This window comes from Lacticaseibacillus paracasei subsp. paracasei, assembly GCF_000829035.1.
Classification (GTDB): domain Bacteria; phylum Bacillota; class Bacilli; order Lactobacillales; family Lactobacillaceae; genus Lacticaseibacillus; species Lacticaseibacillus paracasei.
This window is the reverse complement of record NZ_AP012541.1, coordinates 418,097-436,841: the sequence shown is the minus strand read 5'-3', so window position 1 is coordinate 436,841 and position 18,745 is coordinate 418,097. Positions and strand designations below refer to the sequence as shown.

At 47.2% G+C, this 18,745-nt stretch carries 15 protein-coding genes and 3 pseudogenes; 8 read left to right on the top strand and 10 right to left on the bottom strand.

What is annotated here, in order from left to right:
* Positions 1 to 23: 23 nt before the first annotated feature.
* From LBPC_RS02120 to LBPC_RS02110, 3 genes are read left to right on the top strand one after another with little or no spacing between them, the layout of a single operon-like run.
* Complete coding sequence (locus LBPC_RS02120) at positions 24 to 389, top strand: PTS sugar transporter subunit IIA (protein WP_016377178.1); 366 nt, start codon at positions 24 to 26, stop codon at positions 387 to 389.
* A gap of 18 nt (positions 390 to 407) precedes the next feature.
* Entirely contained in the window at positions 408 to 1,838 is a 1,431-nt protein-coding gene (locus LBPC_RS02115; RefSeq protein ID WP_003661603.1) for a glycoside hydrolase family 1 protein, read from the top strand.
* Positions 1,838 to 2,440: a DUF6198 family protein gene (locus LBPC_RS02110; RefSeq protein WP_003583336.1), complete on the top strand. Its 603-nt coding sequence runs from the start codon at positions 1,838 to 1,840 to the stop codon at positions 2,438 to 2,440. Before LBPC_RS02115 ends, LBPC_RS02110 begins: the two co-directional genes overlap by 1 nt.
* Before the next feature lie 63 nt (positions 2,441 to 2,503).
* Here LBPC_RS02110 and LBPC_RS02105 read toward each other — a convergent pair whose 3' ends face one another.
* A complete protein-coding gene (locus LBPC_RS02105) occupies positions 2,504 to 2,848 on the bottom strand; it encodes a winged helix-turn-helix transcriptional regulator (protein ID WP_003563463.1) in 345 nt (114 codons plus the stop codon).
* 145 nt (positions 2,849 to 2,993) lie between these two features.
* Between LBPC_RS02105 and LBPC_RS02100 the strand changes: the two genes are divergently transcribed.
* Positions 2,994 to 4,016 carry a zinc-binding alcohol dehydrogenase family protein gene (locus tag LBPC_RS02100; RefSeq protein ID WP_016377176.1) on the top strand — a complete coding sequence of 341 codons (1,023 nt, stop codon included), beginning with the start codon at positions 2,994 to 2,996 and terminating at the stop codon, positions 4,014 to 4,016.
* A 121-nt stretch (positions 4,017 to 4,137) separates the two neighbouring features.
* On the opposite strand, the pseudogene LBPC_RS02095 reads toward LBPC_RS02100, so the two are convergent.
* Positions 4,138 to 5,003, bottom strand: a pseudogene (locus LBPC_RS02095) (aldo/keto reductase).
* A 171-nt stretch (positions 5,004 to 5,174) separates the two neighbouring features.
* Between LBPC_RS02095 and LBPC_RS02090 the strand changes: the two are divergent.
* The gene (locus tag LBPC_RS02090) at positions 5,175 to 5,603 is read left to right on the top strand and encodes a MerR family transcriptional regulator (RefSeq protein WP_003661597.1); all 429 of its coding nucleotides are present in this window, start codon (positions 5,175 to 5,177) and stop codon (positions 5,601 to 5,603) included.
* Positions 5,604 to 5,667: 64 nt separating this feature from the next.
* Here the strand turns inward: LBPC_RS02090 and LBPC_RS02085 are convergent, their stop codons facing one another.
* The 5 genes from LBPC_RS02085 to LBPC_RS02065 form a co-directional block, all read right to left on the bottom strand.
* Positions 5,668 to 7,023, bottom strand: coding sequence for an APC family permease (locus LBPC_RS02085; protein ID WP_003661596.1), 1,356 nt, complete (start codon positions 7,021 to 7,023; stop codon positions 5,668 to 5,670).
* Between the two features lie 245 nt (positions 7,024 to 7,268).
* Positions 7,269 to 8,396 carry an amidohydrolase family protein gene (locus LBPC_RS02080; RefSeq protein WP_016383548.1) on the bottom strand — a complete coding sequence of 376 codons (1,128 nt, stop codon included), beginning with the start codon at positions 8,394 to 8,396 and terminating at the stop codon, positions 7,269 to 7,271.
* A gap of 129 nt (positions 8,397 to 8,525) precedes the next feature.
* Positions 8,526 to 9,869 (bottom strand): glutamine synthetase family protein, encoded by a 1,344-nt coding sequence (locus tag LBPC_RS02075; protein WP_003661594.1) that lies wholly within the window; start codon positions 9,867 to 9,869, stop codon positions 8,526 to 8,528.
* 327 nt (positions 9,870 to 10,196) lie between these two features.
* On the bottom strand, positions 10,197 to 10,949 hold the full coding sequence (locus LBPC_RS02070) for a gamma-glutamyl-gamma-aminobutyrate hydrolase family protein (RefSeq protein ID WP_003661593.1): 753 nt from the start codon (positions 10,947 to 10,949) through the stop codon (positions 10,197 to 10,199).
* 29 nt (positions 10,950 to 10,978) lie between these two features.
* Positions 10,979 to 11,728, bottom strand: coding sequence for a class I SAM-dependent methyltransferase (locus LBPC_RS02065; protein ID WP_003661592.1), 750 nt, complete (start codon positions 11,726 to 11,728; stop codon positions 10,979 to 10,981).
* A gap of 212 nt (positions 11,729 to 11,940) precedes the next feature.
* Here LBPC_RS02065 and LBPC_RS02060 point away from each other — a divergent pair, with 212 nt between their 5' ends.
* Positions 11,941 to 13,008: a mandelate racemase/muconate lactonizing enzyme family protein gene (locus tag LBPC_RS02060; RefSeq protein WP_003569022.1), complete on the top strand. Its 1,068-nt coding sequence runs from the start codon at positions 11,941 to 11,943 to the stop codon at positions 13,006 to 13,008.
* A 78-nt stretch (positions 13,009 to 13,086) separates the two neighbouring features.
* A pseudogene (locus LBPC_RS02055) lies at positions 13,087 to 14,101 on the top strand (serine hydrolase domain-containing protein).
* A gap of 85 nt (positions 14,102 to 14,186) precedes the next feature.
* On the opposite strand, the gene LBPC_RS02050 reads toward LBPC_RS02055, so the two are convergent.
* On the bottom strand, positions 14,187 to 15,920 hold the full coding sequence (locus LBPC_RS02050) for a pyruvate oxidase (RefSeq protein ID WP_016383546.1): 1,734 nt from the start codon (positions 15,918 to 15,920) through the stop codon (positions 14,187 to 14,189).
* Positions 15,921 to 16,506: 586 nt separating this feature from the next.
* On the opposite strand from LBPC_RS02050, the gene fba reads away from it, so the two are divergent.
* The gene (fba, locus tag LBPC_RS02045) at positions 16,507 to 17,388 is read left to right on the top strand and encodes a class II fructose-1,6-bisphosphate aldolase (RefSeq protein WP_003563442.1); all 882 of its coding nucleotides are present in this window, start codon (positions 16,507 to 16,509) and stop codon (positions 17,386 to 17,388) included.
* A 71-nt stretch (positions 17,389 to 17,459) separates the two neighbouring features.
* On the opposite strand, the gene LBPC_RS02040 is transcribed toward fba, so the two are convergent.
* A complete protein-coding gene (locus tag LBPC_RS02040) occupies positions 17,460 to 18,035 on the bottom strand; it encodes a DNA-3-methyladenine glycosylase I (protein WP_003661586.1) in 576 nt (191 codons plus the stop codon).
* Positions 18,025 to 18,635 (bottom strand): annotated as a pseudogene (locus LBPC_RS02035) (transcriptional regulator). The gene LBPC_RS02040 and the pseudogene LBPC_RS02035 overlap by 11 nt, the downstream one beginning before the upstream one ends.
* Positions 18,636 to 18,745 lie beyond the last annotated feature (110 nt).

Sequence of the window (18,745 nt, the reverse complement as noted above, 5' to 3'; positions counted from 1 at the left end):
GGACTATGACAAGGAGAAAAGTGATGACGCAAAAAGACACCAACGAGAGTCCTCTCATTCCCGTTGCCATGCAAATTATCATTTATGCAGGCAACGGTCGCAACAAAGCACTCGAAGCGGTTCAGCTTGCCAAGAACAAGCAATTAGCAGCAGCTTACCAAGCGCTGGCTTCTGCAAAGAAAGAAATAACCCTGGCCCATCAAGCACAAACAGAGATTATTCAAAACGAAGCTGCAGGACAGCACTATGAGCCATCGCTGCTATTTACGCATGCGCAAGATCATCTTATGACCATTGCCAGTGAAATCAGCATGACGCAGAATATGATTGAACTTTTTGAAGTTGTGTTGACCGATGCCGTTTCGTCGAACCAACCATCATCTATCTGATTAAAGGAGTGTGACCACATGAAACAGCGTTTTCCAGAGAATTTCCTATGGGGTGCTTCAACAAGTGCCTACCAAGTCGAAGGTGCCGCGATCACCCACGGCAAGGGCCTTTCGCAACAAGATTTTATTAACAATAACCGATCTGAAAAGTTTGGCTTTGCCGATACAAGCATCGCTAGTGACCACTATCACCACTTCAAAGAAGATATCCGCTTATTTAAAGAAATGGGTTTTACTAGCTATCGTTTTTCAATTGCTTGGTCGCGGATTTTTCCAAAAGGCGATCATCAGGTTAACGAAGAAGGTTTACAATTTTATCGCGATTTGATTGCGGAACTCAAAGCAAACGACATCGAACCCATCCCTACCTTGTATCATTACGATCTGCCTTGGGCACTAGTCGAAAAATATGAAGGCTGGCTATCTCGCGAGGTTGTCGAAGACTTTGGCTATTTTGCCAAGTTTGTGGTCAATGAGTTCAAAAATGATGTGAAGTACTGGATCACAATCAATGAACAGAGCATCATCGTCCAATATTGGACCCAGAAGTGTTATGTACCCGAAAAGTATCAAAATCAAAACCAATTGCGTTATCAGATCAATCATCATATGAACCTCGCCCAGGCATTAGCCGTGAAATATATCCACGAGGTCGGTGGTTTGGCAGGCCCAGCATTAGGCTACGCGCCAGTTTACGCTCGCACCTGCAAGCCTGAGGATCAGCTGGCGGCCTTGAATGCCAACGACCTCCGAAATTTCTATTATCTTGACGTGTATTTTAAAGGTTATTACACCGATGCTGCCTTCAATTATTTGAAGCAACATCAGTTGGCACCCGAAATCTTTGACGACGATGAAACCCTCTTTTCACAAAATATCTCCGATTTTCTTGCTGTCAACTATTATGACAGTCAGTGCGCTCACGCTTGTCCTGAAGGTGCTGATCATGCTTGGTCAGGGTATAACTTAACTGGCAAAAAAGGTGACATGTCAGGATTTGAAACGCATCCTGGTTTTTACCAAATGTGTCCTAATCCCGAACTGCGGACAACTGATTGGGACTGGGCCATTGATCCCATTGGGTTGGAGATTGTCTATCGCGATCTTTATACTCGCTACCGCATCCCGTTCATGATTACCGAAAACGGGCTAGGTGCACGCGATGAGCTCACAAGTGATGGCAAAGTGCATGATGACTATCGGATTGCTTACTTACGCGAGCATATTGCCGCCACGCAACGCGCCATGGGTCTCGGTGTGCAGGTTTTAGGCTACATGCCATGGTCGGCTTTAGATTTGCTTTCTACAAGCAATGGCTACAACAAACGTTACGGCTTGATTTATGTTGATCGAACCGATGGCGATCCTAAGACATGCCAGCGCATTAAGAAAGATTCCTTCAACTGGTACAAAAAAGTAATCGCCTCAAATGGTACTGATCTCAGTTGATGACAGCAATCAAACGACAAATCATTGCTGCCATTGGTGCCGCCATCGTCGGTCTTGGTGTGGGCACGTGTGTCACGACTGGACTTGGCGCGGATGCGTTAGGCGTTCTTTGGGAAGGCATCGCAACCAGATTAGCCATTACAGTCGGTCAAGCCTCACTCGTGGTAACCGTCGCATGCATCGGTTTGGTGGCTGGGATCAATCGTCGCCACTTAGGATTAGGAACGATTATCAATCCAATCGTTACCAGTCTTGTCACCGATCTTGTTATTCGCTATCTTTTAGTCGATAGCCATATGGGCATACGTGTCAGCATGCTAGTCTTGGGGGTTGCCTTAATCGCCATCGGCTCCGGCATCGCCGCAGCAGCCAGTACCGGTAAAGAAGGGTATATTGCTTTAAGCTTGGCCCTAGCGGAAAAATGTGCCATTGATGTTGCTAAGACACGTATGGGGATGGATCTTGTCTGTTTTTTGAGTGGCATGTTGCTTGGCGGCAAAATCATGATCGGACCGATCATCGGTATTCTCTTGATTGGCACAGTCTTCAAAAGAACGCTGGCATTTTGTGAACTTAAATTTTCACGGGTACTTAATGAATGACTAAACAAAAAAACTCGCAGTGTCTGGCTGCGAGTTTTTTGCCGTCATAAAGACTATTCTTAATTAAACTAATGCTTTTCGCCGCACTTTATATGCTTCACCCCAAGCTGCCATAGCCTGAATGACAGGTGCTAGGGTCTGGCCTAGTGCGGTTAATTGGTATTCTGTAGCCCGTCCGTCTGCATAACCAGCTTTCTTGACAATAATATTATCGGCCTCGAGTTGCGCCAACTGTAATGCCAGCATGCGCTCGGTAATAGATGGAATGGCTTTGTTGAGTGTACTGAACCGAGTCGCATCGCCTTGAAAAAGATGATAGAGAATGACGCTCTTCCATTTACCGGCAATCACGTCAACCGTATTTTGGACGGGACAGCCTGCAGCACAATCGTAAATTTCTCGTGACATCAATAGGACTTCCCTTAAAAACACATTTGCTGATGCAGAAGCTGACTTCCACATCGTTTTCACTTACAATTTGTTCACTTACTATGATAGTGCCTTCCAGTTAACATACAAGGTGAAGCTTAAGTCATTGAAAGGAAGTCTCGTCATGAAAGCAATTGGATTCACCCAGCATTTGCCGATTACTGATGAACATAGTCTTGAAAATATAACGTTACCGACACCAACACCTGAGGGCCATGATCTTTTGATTAACGTTCATGCTGTCTCAGTCAATCCTGTCGATACCGGTACGCGTGGCGCTGGTCATGGTCGCTTAGCTCATCCAAAAGTGATCGGCTGGGACGCAGTCGGAACCGTTGCCGGTATTGGTCGCGATGTTACCCGCTTTAAGATTGGTGATCGCGTCTTTTACGCTGGCAGTTACAAGCGGTCTGGCAGTGATGCTGAATATCAGCTAGTTGATGAACGCATTGTCGGGCATGCCCCGGCATCTTTAAGTGATCCGCAAGCCGCCGCAATGCCATTAACCAGTTTAACCGCTTGGGAAGCTTTATTCGAAAAGTTGCACATACCACTGCATGATCGAGCCACGAACGCTGAGCACACCATTCTAATCATCAATGGCTCCGGTGGGGTCGGTTCAGTCGCGACGCAGCTTGCACATTGGGCCGGCCTGCAGGTACTCGCCACTGCTTCACGGCCTGATTCGCAAAAATGGATCAAGGACCACGGTGCCGATTTCGTTCTCAATCATCGGCAGCCATTGCCACCACAGTTAAAAGCGGCTGGTTTCAAGAACGTCGATTATATTTTAAATCTCTCCCATCTTGATGACCATTGGAACGAGATCGCGGAGATGATTCGTCCTGATGGCTGGGTTGCAGCGATTACCGAAAATCGGCGCGGCATTGACTTGCAGAAACTCACTAAAAAACGAGCGACGTTCGCCTGGGAATGGATGTTTTCTAAGTCTTGGTATGGTTATGACCTTGCCTCACAAGGTCACATTCTCGACCAGGTGGCTAAGCTGCTTGATGACGGTACTATTCAATGCACGCTAACCAAAACCCTGCAGCCATTGAATGCCGAAAATCTGCGCCAAGCCCACGCATTGGTTGAGTCAGGACATATGATTGGTAAAGTCGTGGTTGATGGGCCTTGGGCTTAATATCGGCAATCAACTGAGCAGTTTTGATAAATCCCCCCAAGGATAGCAAAAATGAGGCGCTTTTTATCAGCACCTCATTTTGTCGTATCAATTTTCTGATATTACCAGCAGTGTGTCGGCACTAACTCAAACGATCACTGTAAACCGGGAACTTCTGAAACTGACCATAATCTGTCAAAGGCTCATCTGCTTGAGTGTGGTCATGTCAGCATCGTCAATTGAAAAATCGACATCAGCATTCGCCTTCATATGTTCTGGGTTGACCGTTTTTGGCAATGGTAGCAGGCCCAGTTGCAACAGATACCGCATACCAAGCTGAGCAACCGAAACGTGGTGCTTAGCAGCCATGGCTTGAATTGCGGTGTTTTTGAACATTTCGCCATGACCAAATGGTGAGTAAGCTTCAACCAAAATGTTGTGTGCCTTAGCATAATCAATCGTTTTGAATGGCGTCTGCGTGATGTGGGCCAAAACTTGATCCACCATTGGCGCGATTTTGGCATGCTTGATGATATTTTCCAAATCAGTCGGGGCAAAGTTAGAAACGCCGATTGCGCGGAGTTTGCCTGCTTTGTATGCCTCCTCCAAGGCGCGCCACGCTTCTAAATTGCCCTCAAAATAACGATTGGGTTCATCGTACTTAGCCCAGGGTTTCGGTGCATGAATAATCATCATGTCAATGTAGTCCAAGTTCAGCTTCTGCAATGAGTCATCAATCGCTTTTACCGCTTCATCATGGTTTTTGATTTCGGCAGCCAGTTTTGTATTCACAAAAATGTCTTTGCGATCGATCCCAGACGCACGCACACCTTCACCAACACCGACTTCATTACCATATGCCTCCGCGGTATCAATATGGCGATAACCGGCGTCAATGGCTTCATGAACAGCTTTCGCAGCATCAGCATCGGCATCAATCATCCATGTGCCAAACCCGATTTTAGGAATCTGTACGCCATTTGCTAATGTATAAGTTGCTTCTAACATAATAGTCCCTCCTCGACAAATAATGCTGCCTTGATCTTTCATCCCAGTCATCACTACCAAACGTTCGTGACCGAGTGGATTTTCCTTACGCTTGATCAAGTGCTACACTCACCCTAACCCCTAAAGTTAGCTTTAGGTCAAGCGATTATTTAAAAAATTGGAGGTCATCATATGTCCAAATCTTATTCAATTGGTGAAGTTGCCACGATGACAAAGCTATCGATCCCCACCATTCGTTACTACGACAAGGAAGGACTCATCCCTGAACTCAAAAAAGACGCTTCTGGTGCCCGTTGTTTTGATGACCAGAATCTTGGCGCTCTCGAAATGATCGAGTGTCTGAAAACAGCAGGTATGTCGATCAAGGATATCAAAACGTTCATGCAGTGGAATCTTGAAGGCGATACAACCTTAAAGAAACGCCGTGACTTTTTTGACCAGTTACACGTCACGGTGCTCGCCCAAATGGCTGACCTACAACGAACCCTCGATAAAATCGAGTACAAGCAAGGTTACTATCGCCAAGCCGTGGCTGATGGTACGGAGAAGTATTTCAAGGCCGGCATTAGACATTCGCAAGTTGTAGCGACCGACCGATAGTCGCAACCTACGTCCAATCAAAAAGCCCACCATCAAAAATGATGAGCTTTTTTGGGTCATAACTTTAAAAATCTTCTAAACTCGTTTCAACATTGCGCCGCTTGGTTGCGACCCATAGACCGATCAGGAACCAGATGATCGCAATGTATGGGAAGGTGTTCATCGGGAATGCCGGAATCGGCCAAAGACTGGTGTAAATTGGGTAAATGAGCACGAGAATGCCGATGACTGGTGCCAACACATGTTTAAACATTGATCGCCCCTTGTCTTTGCGGAAGTAAACAATGGCGCCAATGTTGACCAGCACGTAAACCGTTAGCAAGCCGAGCATGCCAATCGTTCCGAACCAGTTGTACATGTCGCTGGCGCTCACACCTAAGCCGATTGCAAAAATCGCATAAACGATTAACGCTAAGCCAGTGATGCCATCCAGCGCGTGCGTCGGGGTCTGCTTGTCACCTGATAGTCCTGCCAGCCAAGGATGCAGATAGCCACTTTTGCCTAAAGCTTCCAGCATGAAAGCGCCGGCGTTGAGCGCACCGAAGTAGCAGGCAAAATAACTAACCATCGCCGCAAAGTCCATGAAAATTGCGGCGTTCGTGCCTAGATAATGGGTCGCAAGAAAGTTCATTGGCGCGGTACTTTTCGCAAGATCGCCGATGTGGGCGGAACCAAAACCGATGACTTCGGCGTAACTGACAAGAAAATAGAAAATTGCTGCAAAGCTAACGGCACCCAGCAAAGCAATACTAATCGCTTTGCGCGGATGGGTAGCCCGTGGCGCAATCGTCGCCGAGCCTTCAAAGCCGGCAAAAGACATCAAAGCAAATACCATGCCCATCCCCAGGCCGGTCGCCATATGCGGTTGTGGAATAAACGGCTGAACTGAATTGCCGCTGCGACCACCTGAGAAAATGATCACGACAGTCAGGACACTCAGCACCAAAACCGCCAACAGCTCAAGCACCAGCGTTAGCCTTGTCGAGAATTCGATGCCTTTATGGCTAAGCCAGCCGCCAAGCAGCAGCACAATGATGTTGTACAAGTTGACTGGTAAATGAATACCAAAATGACTTAAAAACACGTCAGCGAAATTGCCGACAATGGCGCCCGAACTGAAAACAAAGGTCACGTACGTCAACACGAGCAGCCAGCCGGAAATGAAGCCCGCCTTTTCGCCAAGCGCTTTGGCATTATAAGCATAGGCTGACCCATCACCGGGAATGCGCTTGCCAAGTTCGACAAAAGAAATCGCAACGAATAACACGCCGATCCCACCAAGCAAGAAAGCAATGGGCATATTGATGCCTGCATTGGCGGCGGCACTTGCCGTGTTGAAGGACATGGCGCCAGTTGGGGCAACCATGGCTATCGAGAGACCGAATACCTCGAGTAAGGTTAATTTTTTACGTTTTTGCATGATTAGTGAAGGAACTCCTCTTTAAACGCGTTCTCCAGCCCAGAAACCTCCACATAAGGACCACAAACACAATGGCCAAAGAACGGCCATCGCACTTGTGCCCACTTATGCTCTGGTTTCTAACCGAGCTGAATCGCGCTCTCTTTTAAACGCGTTCACTTGCGCAGAAACCTCCACATAAGGACCTTAAGCCTAAATGGCCAAAACCCGGCCATTTAGGCTTAAGGCCGCTTATGCTCCGGTTTCTAAACGCGCAGTTCACGCTCTTGATGATAGAGCTTGGCACTGGTTTGCCAGCAGATGGCATTGATCCATTCCTTTTTCTGGGCGAGGTCAACGAATGGCAATTGGTTAAAATGTGCCACCAAGGCTTGCTTGAACTGCCGTGCTGCCAACCCGTACATTTCTGGGTAGGTGCTGGCGTCGGAGGCAAATAGGATGCGCGTATATGGTGCCAATTCGACAGCTTCATTGAAAACCCGACTGGCCCCACTTGGCCCTAAGTTATCCAACAGTGAAATATCAAAGTACAGATTAGGAAACACGCTGGCAAGATATCCGGCTTCGCGATGGTATGGATAACAATGTAACAGCACCACTTTCAAGCCTTTTTTGGTAAAAGCTTTCAAGTAGTCGCGCATGAGCAGCGGATTGCCAAGATACATATCGGTATCAGCATCACCGTAACCAACATGAAATTGCAACGGCATATCTTGCGCGATTATGAGCGGCGCAACGTGATACAACATGTAGTCAATCAACGGCTTGGAAGTCAGTCTCTTTTCGCCTGAATGCTTCCACGTATCGAATCCAGCTGCTGCCTCAATCACGTTGACCGGTTCAAGGTGCAGTCCAACCCGATAAGCAGCAATGGATTTGAACCCAACGAACCCGTGGGCCTTGGCCTGCTTCACATCGTTACTGAACGCCTGCCACCAAGCCGCAAAATTATCATGTTCCAGCATGAAGTCTTCGGCGTGCGTTTCAAGCCGATAGATCGCCTTCACTGGTATACCAACGAGCTCTGCCGTCTGATCAAGATCAAGAATCGGATCATCCGGCACAAACCCAGTGTCAATAAGTAGCTCCTTAAAGTGAAAATGGCCGAAAATCCGATGGTTGTAGGTCGCATAGCCGGGATCATTCATGGCCGCTAATGGATTGTTTGCGTCAAGCGCAAACTCCTTAGCCAAGGCTAAAAAGCCGTGATAAGCCAGTCGATTTTTGGTATCGGCAATCGGATAATCTTTGTCTGCTTCCGTTGATACCTGCGCGAGCCGGTCGTCACGATTCGGTACCTTGCCGTCAATCAAAAAATGGCAATGATGATCCAACAATGGGACTTGGTCGACAAACTCAGATAAGTCGTCCAAAATACTTCCTCCTTCACACGTTTGCTGGTGCAATGACAAGCTCACGCTTTCCTAGAAGTTTTAAAGCGAAGTGCCTTCATACAACGTGATCGCTGCCAGCCTTCATGACAACGATCATGTCAAAATAGTTTAATACAATTCGCGATGCAAGGCAGCAATTTTTTCCAATGCCAATTTGGCATAATACTGATCGTCCTCGCGCTTGATTTTCGCGTAGGCATCGACCAATTGCTTGCCAAATACTTGCTGGAATAGCGAATCTGCCTCAAAAGCGTCAACCGCTTGGCTCAGTGTGCGTGGCAGAAGCTGAATCCCTTTGGCATCGCGCTCAGCTTGACTGAGACTGGCTGGATCAACATCGCAATAGCCATCCGGTTGCATGTGATTTGTGATGCCGTCAAGTCCTGCCGCCAGCAAACCAGCAAAAGCCAAATAAGGATTAGCCGTCGCATCACTTGCCTTGAGTTCGATGTTCATCGAGCTGGCCGGATCACCCCAACTGGTTGACGGAATGCGAATTGCCGCCTCACGATTGTCTTGACCATATGTGGCGTATGCACTGCTCCAATGACCAGGTGCCAAGCGCTGATATGAATTAGCCGATGGACAGGTCAATGCCAGCAAACCTTGAATATGTTTCAAAACACCGCCGACAAAATACTGCCCAATCGTGGATAGTTGCATCGCTGCCTTGTCATCAAAGAAAGCATCCTCTTTATCTTGCCAAAGTGACAAGTGAATGTGTGCTCCTGACCCGGCTGAATCAACTAGCGGCTTTGGCGCGAATGAGGCATACAGGTCAAAATCCTTCGCAGTATTTTTGATGATCCGTTTGTAAATCACCTCATTGTCCGCAGCAGTCACCGGATCACTCGGCAACATGCTCAGCTCATGCTGACCAATGCCACCTTCTGGGTAATAAGCGTTCGGCATAATGCCGACTTTTTGCAGTTGATCGATCGCCTTCAGAATGAATGGATACGCAAAATCCATCGACTCGGTGGAAAAGGCGACATGTGGCATTGCCGGTTCGCGATGATCTTTATTTCCAGTATATAACTCGAATTCATTTTCATAGGCCATTTTGACCGTGAAGCCAGCATCAGCAAGCTGCTTGACGACTTTTTTCAAAATGGACCGCGGATCAGATGCGTACGGGGTTTTATCAAGATTGTAAATATCCCCCATTAAGGTGGCGACTTGCGGCATATAGGGTAGGACATGTGCCGACGCCGGATCACCAACAAGGCGCAGTTCGCCAATTGGCGTCATGTCCGCCACCGGCAAAATCGTATCACGTTCACTGACATTCAAGGTTGCTTTGGTCAACCCAATCCCATCAGCCAGCTTGGCCTTCAAGCTGGCAAGCGGAATCACCTTACCACGCGTTAACCCGTTATAATCCACATACAGAAACTCGATCAGCTCAGTTTGCTTCTCTGTCAGCTGCTCGATGACAGCTTCATCGCCCATGTTGATTTCCTCCTCTTAGAATGCCCTCGCCAATTATTCAGATACACCCGGTTAAAAAACACCGTTACATATGTATCGTTCGGCCCTAATGTTACATGATTTTAAATAAAAGGAAAGATTGTCTAAAAATTGTTGCGGGGGAATTTGCAAATAGCGTCACTAATTTGGCAGGTTTTACAGCAGCTACCATGTCCTTGTCCCGAAAAACTATCGACAATCATGAAGCACCAAGGCCTTCATCGAAATAAAACAAGCACCCGACCAATCTCAAAGAATTTTTGAGCTGATCAGGTGCTTGTTCTGTTATTCGAGCTAATCGTAACATCCTTATTTTTGATGTGTAGCAATCCGATCTAAAAAGTCTTGAAAAACCACTAATTGTTGCGGATCTTCTTGTTGCCACATGTTTTCTGGATGCCATTGCACCCCGAGAAAAAGATCATTGTCAATTGACTCCATCCCCTCAACAACGCTATCAGGAGCCACCGCTGTCACCCGCATGCCCTTGCCGACAGTTTTAACTGCCTGATGATGCCGCGAGTTCACTTTAATCGTGGTCTTCCCATACAAAGCAGCCAATCGGCTATCAGGTGTCAAATCAACATGGTGGGTCGCAAATTGGCCCAGTGTGGCTTGGGGATGCTGAATTTTCAAATCAGGGTATTGACTTTCCAAATCCTGATACAACGTACCGCCCATCGCCACATTCATGATCTGAATGCCACGGCAGATACCAAAGATCGGTTTATTTGCCGCCAGTGCCGCTTTGATCAATGCAATTTCGAAAAGATCTTTCTGATAAAGCGTCATGCCAATCTTGGGATGCGGTTCTTCTCCATAGAATGTGGGATCAACATCCGGACCACCAGGCAACATGAGACCATCAATCAGCTGCACATAATCTTGCGCAAGCTGCTCAGTCTGGCTGACATCATCAGGAAACGCAATGATCAGCGGCAAAGCATCAAGTTTAATAAAAGCCTCTTTCAAATCATGCGGCGCATAGGCAGGATGGTTGTTTGGCATCACTGGGTTAACTTCGATCAGTTCATCTGTGGGAATCCCAATTTTTGGCTTCACGATTTATTTCCTTCTATTCTATTTAGGATTTATTTTTCATGAGTATACGCCGTTTTGGTAGTCGCCACAATGAGCATCATCGGCCGTCGCAATTCATCTGCCATCCCCGGAATGGTTTTAACCATTTCATCTGTCGGTGTCGGCTCAATCACGCGATTCAACCGTAACTGATGATCAAGCACGGTATTGAGATAAGTCGTCAAAGTACGATGGTATTTTTTAATCTGGTGCCCCAGAAAATCAGTCTTCCGCTGGCTTTCATCGAAATAGCGATCAACTGGCCAGTAAAGGTTGTGACCTTGATCATCCGTGACCCACTCTTCTTTGCCTTGGGCTGTAAAAATTGGATGTTCAACCGACATGACAAAATGACCGCCAACTGGCAGCTTATCACTGATTTTTTTCACAAGCTGGGCGTAATCCTCAATGTAGTGAATGGCCAGCGAGCTCAAGATAATGTCAAACTGATCCGGCAATTGATCAATCGCCTGCATGTCCATCCGGCGATAAGTGATCCGCTGGTCGGTCGTCTTTGCTGCTGCCTCAGCCAACATTTTAGCGGAGGTATCAATGCCGAGGACACTTTTGGCGCCATGCTCAGCAGCATAGCGGCAATGCCAACCATAGCCACAGCCTAAATCCAATACCCGTTTACCAGAAAAATCTGGCAGAACTGTTTTTAATTCATGCCACTCACCGGCACCTGCTAGTCCCTTTTTGGACCGATCCATCTGGCTGTATGCTTTAAAAAATGCGGGATCATCGTATATATCTGACATGACATAACGCTCCTTCTAAGAATATAAGTCCATCATCGCAGTCACCGCTAGCATGTGCAACCATTGTGCATATGACGCAAAACAAACAGATTGGCAAAATGAGATTTTGATTTGAATTCGGTGGCAAGCGATGCTACAGTTGCTTCATACTTTTTGAATCTTGTCTGTCAGGTTCAGGTACAGACACCACGTCTAAAATGAAGGAGTAAGCGATGGAAATCACAGCAATCACGGCGTTCCCTCGGCAGGTAAAACTTAAAACGCCTTTTAAGTTAGCCTTGGGCGAGTTGCGGGACATCACCACACTGATCATCAAAATCGAGACTGATGATGGCGTCACCGGCTATGGTGAAGCCTCGCCTTACGCACCGGTAAATGGCGAAACCAATGAAACCGAACAAGCTGCTCTGCCAGTTTTCGTCAATGCTTTAACTGGCTGCGATCCGCGCAATCTTGAACAGGTGCATGCACGCATGGATGTCGTGATGGCTGGTCATACAGCATTAAAATGTGGGATTGACACCGCCTGTAGCGACATTTTAGGTAAAGCAGCCAGCTTGCCGCTATGGCAACTGCTTGGTGGTCATAGCCATATCGTCACCACGGATATCACGATTCCGATTGGCACTCCGGCTCAAATGGTGGCTTCAGCGCGGACATATGTGGCCGCTGGTTTCACGGCATTAAAGTTAAAAGCTGGGGACAACGAAGCTGCCGATATCGCCGCCATTAACGCGGTGTGTGCTGCAGTCGGCCCCACCATCTCGGTAAAAGTGGATGCTAATCAAGCTTGGACTGTATCGCAAACGTTAAGAATTGCAGCCCAACTCAGGGCCCCCAATTTAATTGCCATAGAACAGCCGGTGCCTGATTGGCAGTTGCTGTCTCTACCTTTGTTACGCGCACAGTCACCCGTTGCCTTGATGCTTGATGAAAGTATCCACAACGCCCATGATGCTGCCGATGCTATTCGCCTGAACGCCGCCGATTTGATCAACATCAAGTTGGCTAAATCGGGCGGGCTGTTCGGCGCCGCGGCGATTGACGCGACTGCCGCAGCTGCCGGCGTACCTTGCATGGTCGGTTGCAATGCCGAAACTCGCCTAGGAACAGCCGCATCCGCTCACTTCATCGCCGCACACGAGAATGTGCACTACGGCGATATCGACAGTTTCATGTTGCTGGCAGAAACTGACTGGCTTAGCGGCGGCTTCACCGCAGACGGTCCGACCTTAACCTTATCAGATCGACCAGGCCTCGGCGTTGACGTCCGACTTTAAGAGAGCGTTCACCAGCCCAGAAACCGGGCTGGTGAACGCGTTTAAGAGCCTGAGCTGGCGCGGTTAGGAGGAAATCAATTGACTGATTGGCAAGGCTATCAAAAGATTAATGAAAAGTACCATCTCAATGGGGCGACCATCATCGTGAATCCGACTGAAATACTTTCAAGTTGGCAAAATGGTGCCGCCGATTTTTCAATGAAACGGCCGTTTACCCTTCAAACAACTAGTGGCTTAGGTTCGCTAAGTAAACAATTCACCGCTGATAGCGTGTTACTCCTGAACGCGGCTGACAAGCTCGACATAGAGGCATCCTTAGTAGATTATGTGCCGAACTATCGCTATGCCGATCAAGTCACCTTGCGTCAGATGTTGAATATGGCCAGTGGCATTCCTGATTACACCGAGCTTTTACTAACTGATTATGCCAAACGCATGCCTGGTGCCAGTGAATCCCATCTTAGCTACCCTATTTTGGAAGATCTTGGTCATGGCGATGAGATTACCGAGGTCATTTCGTTGCTAAATCAACATCCACTGGATTTTACACCGGGTGAAAAAGGCGTTTACTCCAACAGTAATTACTTATTGCTTGGTTTCATCATCTCAAAAATTACTGGCGATTCGTTAGCACGCTTTTTTGAGGAACATTTCTTTGAACCGCTGGCGATGACTCAGACACGACTTGGGACACAATATGCTGAGGCCAACAGTTATGATGACCTAGACGTTACGGCTGGTAAACCTGTCGTGCTTGGCCGAGGTGCCTACCAAGGTGGGGACGGGGGCCGTTGTCAGCTCCTTAATCGATCTTGCCAAATGGGCGCAGGCCGTGTTGCGCCACGATATTCTGTCTGAAAAAGATTGGCACGAGGCACTGACCCTCACCCACGACTTCTACGGTATGGGGTGGATGCATTCGAAAACGCCAAATTGGTTCAGCCATGCCGGTCACGTTTTCGGCTATTGGACCTATTTCGATGTTTCGTTCGACAAGCAGCTGGCGCAAGTGACACTTAACAACATGTCCCCTGGCGATGAGGCTCGCAAGACATGGCAAACAGAGATGGCGGCTTGGCGGGAGACCCTCTAAGTAAAAAAAATCCTCACTTCGGACATGACTCGGAGTGAGAATTTTTTATTGAAGCCATTTATTTTTGATACAAGCTAATCGAAAATCAGAAGAATTGCCGCATAATATCCTTCAATGGCGGCATGGACGGAATCTTCCAATAATTCTCAAGATATTCGGAACCGTACTTCATGTAACCCTTTGCTTCATCACCAACGATTTTGCCTGGAAGCGGTGCATCGTCTTGGACGTAGGTATTGATCAGAACCGGTTTATCGGTCTCTTTGTATGCCTTGGCTAATGCATTTTTGAATTCGTCATTGCTGCGAGCGGTGTAGCCAATACCGCCTGCTGCTTCAGCAATTTTGGCATAGTCCATATCAGCCAAATCAATTTCATAGTTCAGCTGACCGGCACTTTGCTGCTCATATTCAATAAATGCCAACTTCTGATTATTCATGACAACCATGATGATCGGAAACTTGTACTTGACTGCTGTGACAAAGTCTTGCATGACCATCGCGAAGGCACCATCCCCTGCGACACTGATATTTTGCCGCTTTGGAAAAGCCTCAGCACCCGCAATCGCGCCTGGCAAGCCACAGCCCATGGTTCCCAGCCATGCGGAAATTGTATACTTTTGCGTTGGCTGAACGTTCAAGAAACGGGCACCCCATGATGTGGACGTACCGACATCAATCGAGTAAATCGCATCTTTTGGCGCGGTTTGATCAATCGTCGCGAAGACTGCTTCAGGCGATGCCGGATTAGTAGCCAGCAAGCGCTTTTCGCTCATCCACTTATTCCAGCTCTCCATATTCTTCTGGCAAGCTTTCAGAAAACGATCATCATCACGCAAGGAGCCCTTCGCATTCAGTTCGGTGAAAAAGGTGCCAACATCGCCGTCAACAGCAACATCAACTGAATAACGTTTGCCCAAGTTTTCTGGGCGCGTGTCGATTTGAACGCACTTAGCTTGACCTTCGGCTGGCAAATAAGGCGTATATGGATAATTCGTCCCGATCATGAAGAGGAGATCAGTCGCTTTCATCGCCTCATATGCCGGCTTCGTACCTAGTTTACCGACATTGCCCAAACTATTGGGATGATCATCGGCGATAGTGCCTTTTGCTGGCATCGTTTGAATAAACGGTATGTGATTGGCCTCGACAAACTTTTGAACCAACGCACCTGCATGCTCAGCACCGCGACCGATCAACGCAAGTGGTTTTTGTGCCTGTTGCAGCATCGAAGCAACGTCCTCTAACTGTTTAGGATCAACTTTCGGCACATTCAAGGCAAAAGCAGCAGCGCTGTCCTGATAACTAGCAGTTTCTTTTTGAGCTGGCAAATCATCTGGAATGGTTAAAACTGCCACACCTTTTTCTGTAAAGGCTGTGCGAATCGCCGTATCGACAATTTGTCCTAAGTTATCCGATGCCATGACAGTTTTGTTATAAACCGCCACATCGTCAAAAAGCTTCGGTGTATTCACTTCTTGGAAAAAGCCTTCATTCATGTTGCTCGTCGTCACCTGACCGAGCAGGGCCAGAACCGGGACATGATCCATTTTGGCATCATACAAACCATTTAATAGATGAATGGCGCCAGGGCCGCCAATGGAGAGACAAACACCCAAACCGCCTGTTAACTTAGCAGTTGCCGCTGCGGACAAAGCGGCGACTTCCTCATGCCGCACCTGCACAAACTTGATCTTATCCTGATGTCGACGTAAGGCATCAACTGTGGTATCGATTGAATCACCAGGCAATCCAAAAACGTGTTTAACTTGCCAATCCATCAAAACACTGACTAACTGATCTGCTGCTTTTGTTGCCATATCAAAATCTCCTTTATTGCATTTCGTCATGCAAACAACTCAATTGTTATCAATTTATTGACAACTCCACCTTAGTTCTTTCAACGGCATGGTCAACTGCTCTTAGTGTGATCTCATTTATCAAAGAGATCAGACTTTGTGAATTCAGATTTTTTCAAACCATACAACAACTAACCCAATTTAAGAAATACCCACTTATTGCGATTTGCTTTTCTATTAGTTAGCATTTTAAATTGTGAAATGTGCCACTTATAAACAAATTTCCGCCTTCTTTTTATGAGAGTAATCTCATTTAATCTTGACTAAATATCCGATTGCGGTCACACAACTACCAGTTTCAAACAAATTTCAATTTGATGGTCATTTTTTATTTTGTCGGCAAAAAGTGAGCAAATCAGTAGCATTTTCCCTGATTACGGGGTACATTCAAAGTGACTTTGCGTACACACAGACATATGTATGACGGGTGTTATAAAAAGCCGTCACGCCGGTCGAGTAGCTCTCATCATTTTCTCGCCCTTTTCTCCCGCAACATATGATAAAATACAACGGTTGTGAATTGTTTATTTCCTAGGAGGATATCTACATGCCATTAGTTAACGCTGCAGAGCTTGTAAAAGCTGCACATAAAGGTCACTACTGTATCGGTGCCTTCAACACCAATAACTTGGAATGGACACGCGCCATCCTTGCCGGTGCGCAAGAATTGAACGTTCCGGTTATCATCCAGACATCCATGGGTGCTGCTAAGTACATGGGCGGCTATGAATTCTGCCAGACCATGATCGAAGCAACGGTTAAGGCCATGGGCATCACCGTTCCTGTTGTGATTCATTTGGATCACGGTAACTACGAAGCTGCCAAGGAAGCTATTGCTGCCGGCTACAACTCCGTTATGTTCGACGGCCACGACCTCGACTTTGAAGATAACTTGGAAAAGACCAAGGAAATCGTTAAGTTGGCTCACGCCAAGGGCATTTCTGTTGAAGCCGAAGTTGGTTCTATCGGCGGTGAAGAAGACGGTGTTGTCGGCGAAGGCGAATTAGCTGACGTTGAAGAAGCCAAGACATTAGCCGCTACCGGGATCGACTTCCTGGCTGCTGGTATCGGCAATATCCACGGTCAATATCCAGACAACTGGAAGGGCCTGCACTTCGATCGTCTGCAAGAATTGAACGACGCTGTTAAGATGCCGCTCGTTCTTCACGGCGGTTCTGGTATCCCTCAAGAACAAGTTCAAAAGGCAATCACCATGGGTATTTCCAAGTTGAACATCAACACCGAATGCCAGCTTGCCTTTGCTAAGGCAACGCGTGAATACATCGAAGCTGGTAAGGATCAGCAAGGCAAGGGCTTCGACCCTCGCAAGCTGCTCAAGCCAGGCACCGATGCTATCACCGATACCTTCAAAGAAATCACCGGCTGGATTGGCAACAAACCAGTTAAGATGGTTCCAGAAGCACTTTAATTTTTTCATTAAGTGCTATTCAAAAGCCCACTCGCAAATTTCAGCGAGTGGGCTTTTTCATACATATTTCGTTACTCATCAAGTATTTGATTAACAAAACAGTCGGCTTCATGATCATTGACCAACCCTGCAGCCTGCATAAATGAGTAGATAACGACGGGACCAGTAAATGCAAAGCCATCTGCCTTCATTTGCTTGCTCATGTGCTTGGCCAAGTCGGTTGTGTTAGGTACCTGATCATGACTGGTAATATGATGCCGAATCGGCTGATTGTTGACAAAGGCCCACACGTAATGATCAAAGTCCTCGCCTTTGGCAGCTAACTGTGCGATCACGCGCGCATTGTTAATGATCGCCGTCACTTTCAGCCGATTCCGAATAATTTGCGTATTTTCTAAGAGCACCGGAATCTTCGGTGCCATCTGCTGCACCTGCCGATAGTCAAAGTTAACAAAAGCCTGTTTGAAAGCAGCACGTTTATTCAAAACAGTTTGCCAGCTCAAACCTGCTTGCATGATTTCAAGCGACAAAAGCTCAAATAAGTGGCGACTGTCATGGCTGGGCCGCCCCCATTCTTCATCATGATACTCGCGCATCAAGTCATTACTGGTTTGTCCCCATGCGCAACGGTGTTTTTCAGCCAGCATATCGTACCTCCAGCGGTTGTATCTTAATCGGCTGGGTCACTTGCACGCGTCGATTCTGCGTCAAAGCAAGTTGATGCTCAGCGACAAGTTTAGCCATGACATCATTGCCTAGCTTGCCAGCCAAATGAACCCGGCGTTCCGAAAAAACAATGCAAGTCTGAATGTTCAGCTGATGCACTGGACGCCCGAAGAATTGCGCAAATGCGTGGCGGCCTTTTTCAGTAAGCTGATACACATTTGGTGCCGTCAGCACAAGCATCTTTTTGGCTAACAGCTGGTCAAATAAGGCAACACCAGCTTTCCCAGCCAAATGGTGGTAGCAAGTTCGCCTACTCCAAGCGCATGGGCTGCCTGTCGTTGATCTAAGTAATCATCTGCAACTGCACTTAATTTGCTGGTCGCCTGTTGCGGCTGAGTGGTCTGAAAATAATCGCGCCCTGCAAAGTGACGTCGGTTCATTTTCTGTAATCGTACTAAGTGTAATAAAGTTTCCTCAACCGGCTTCTCTGGCATCTTCAATAACTTAGCTATTTCCTTAAGTGTCAAGAACCGGCCACTGTCTAACAAGTCTAAGATCTTCTGAGATAAATTTTCTTGCATGCTGGTACCTTCTTCCCAAATAGCAAACATACGTTCTCATCTCGAGTATACCTTTCTCATTCTTCAAGAACAATAGTGTCTTCGTTGTAAATGGCTTGGATGCTGTGGGG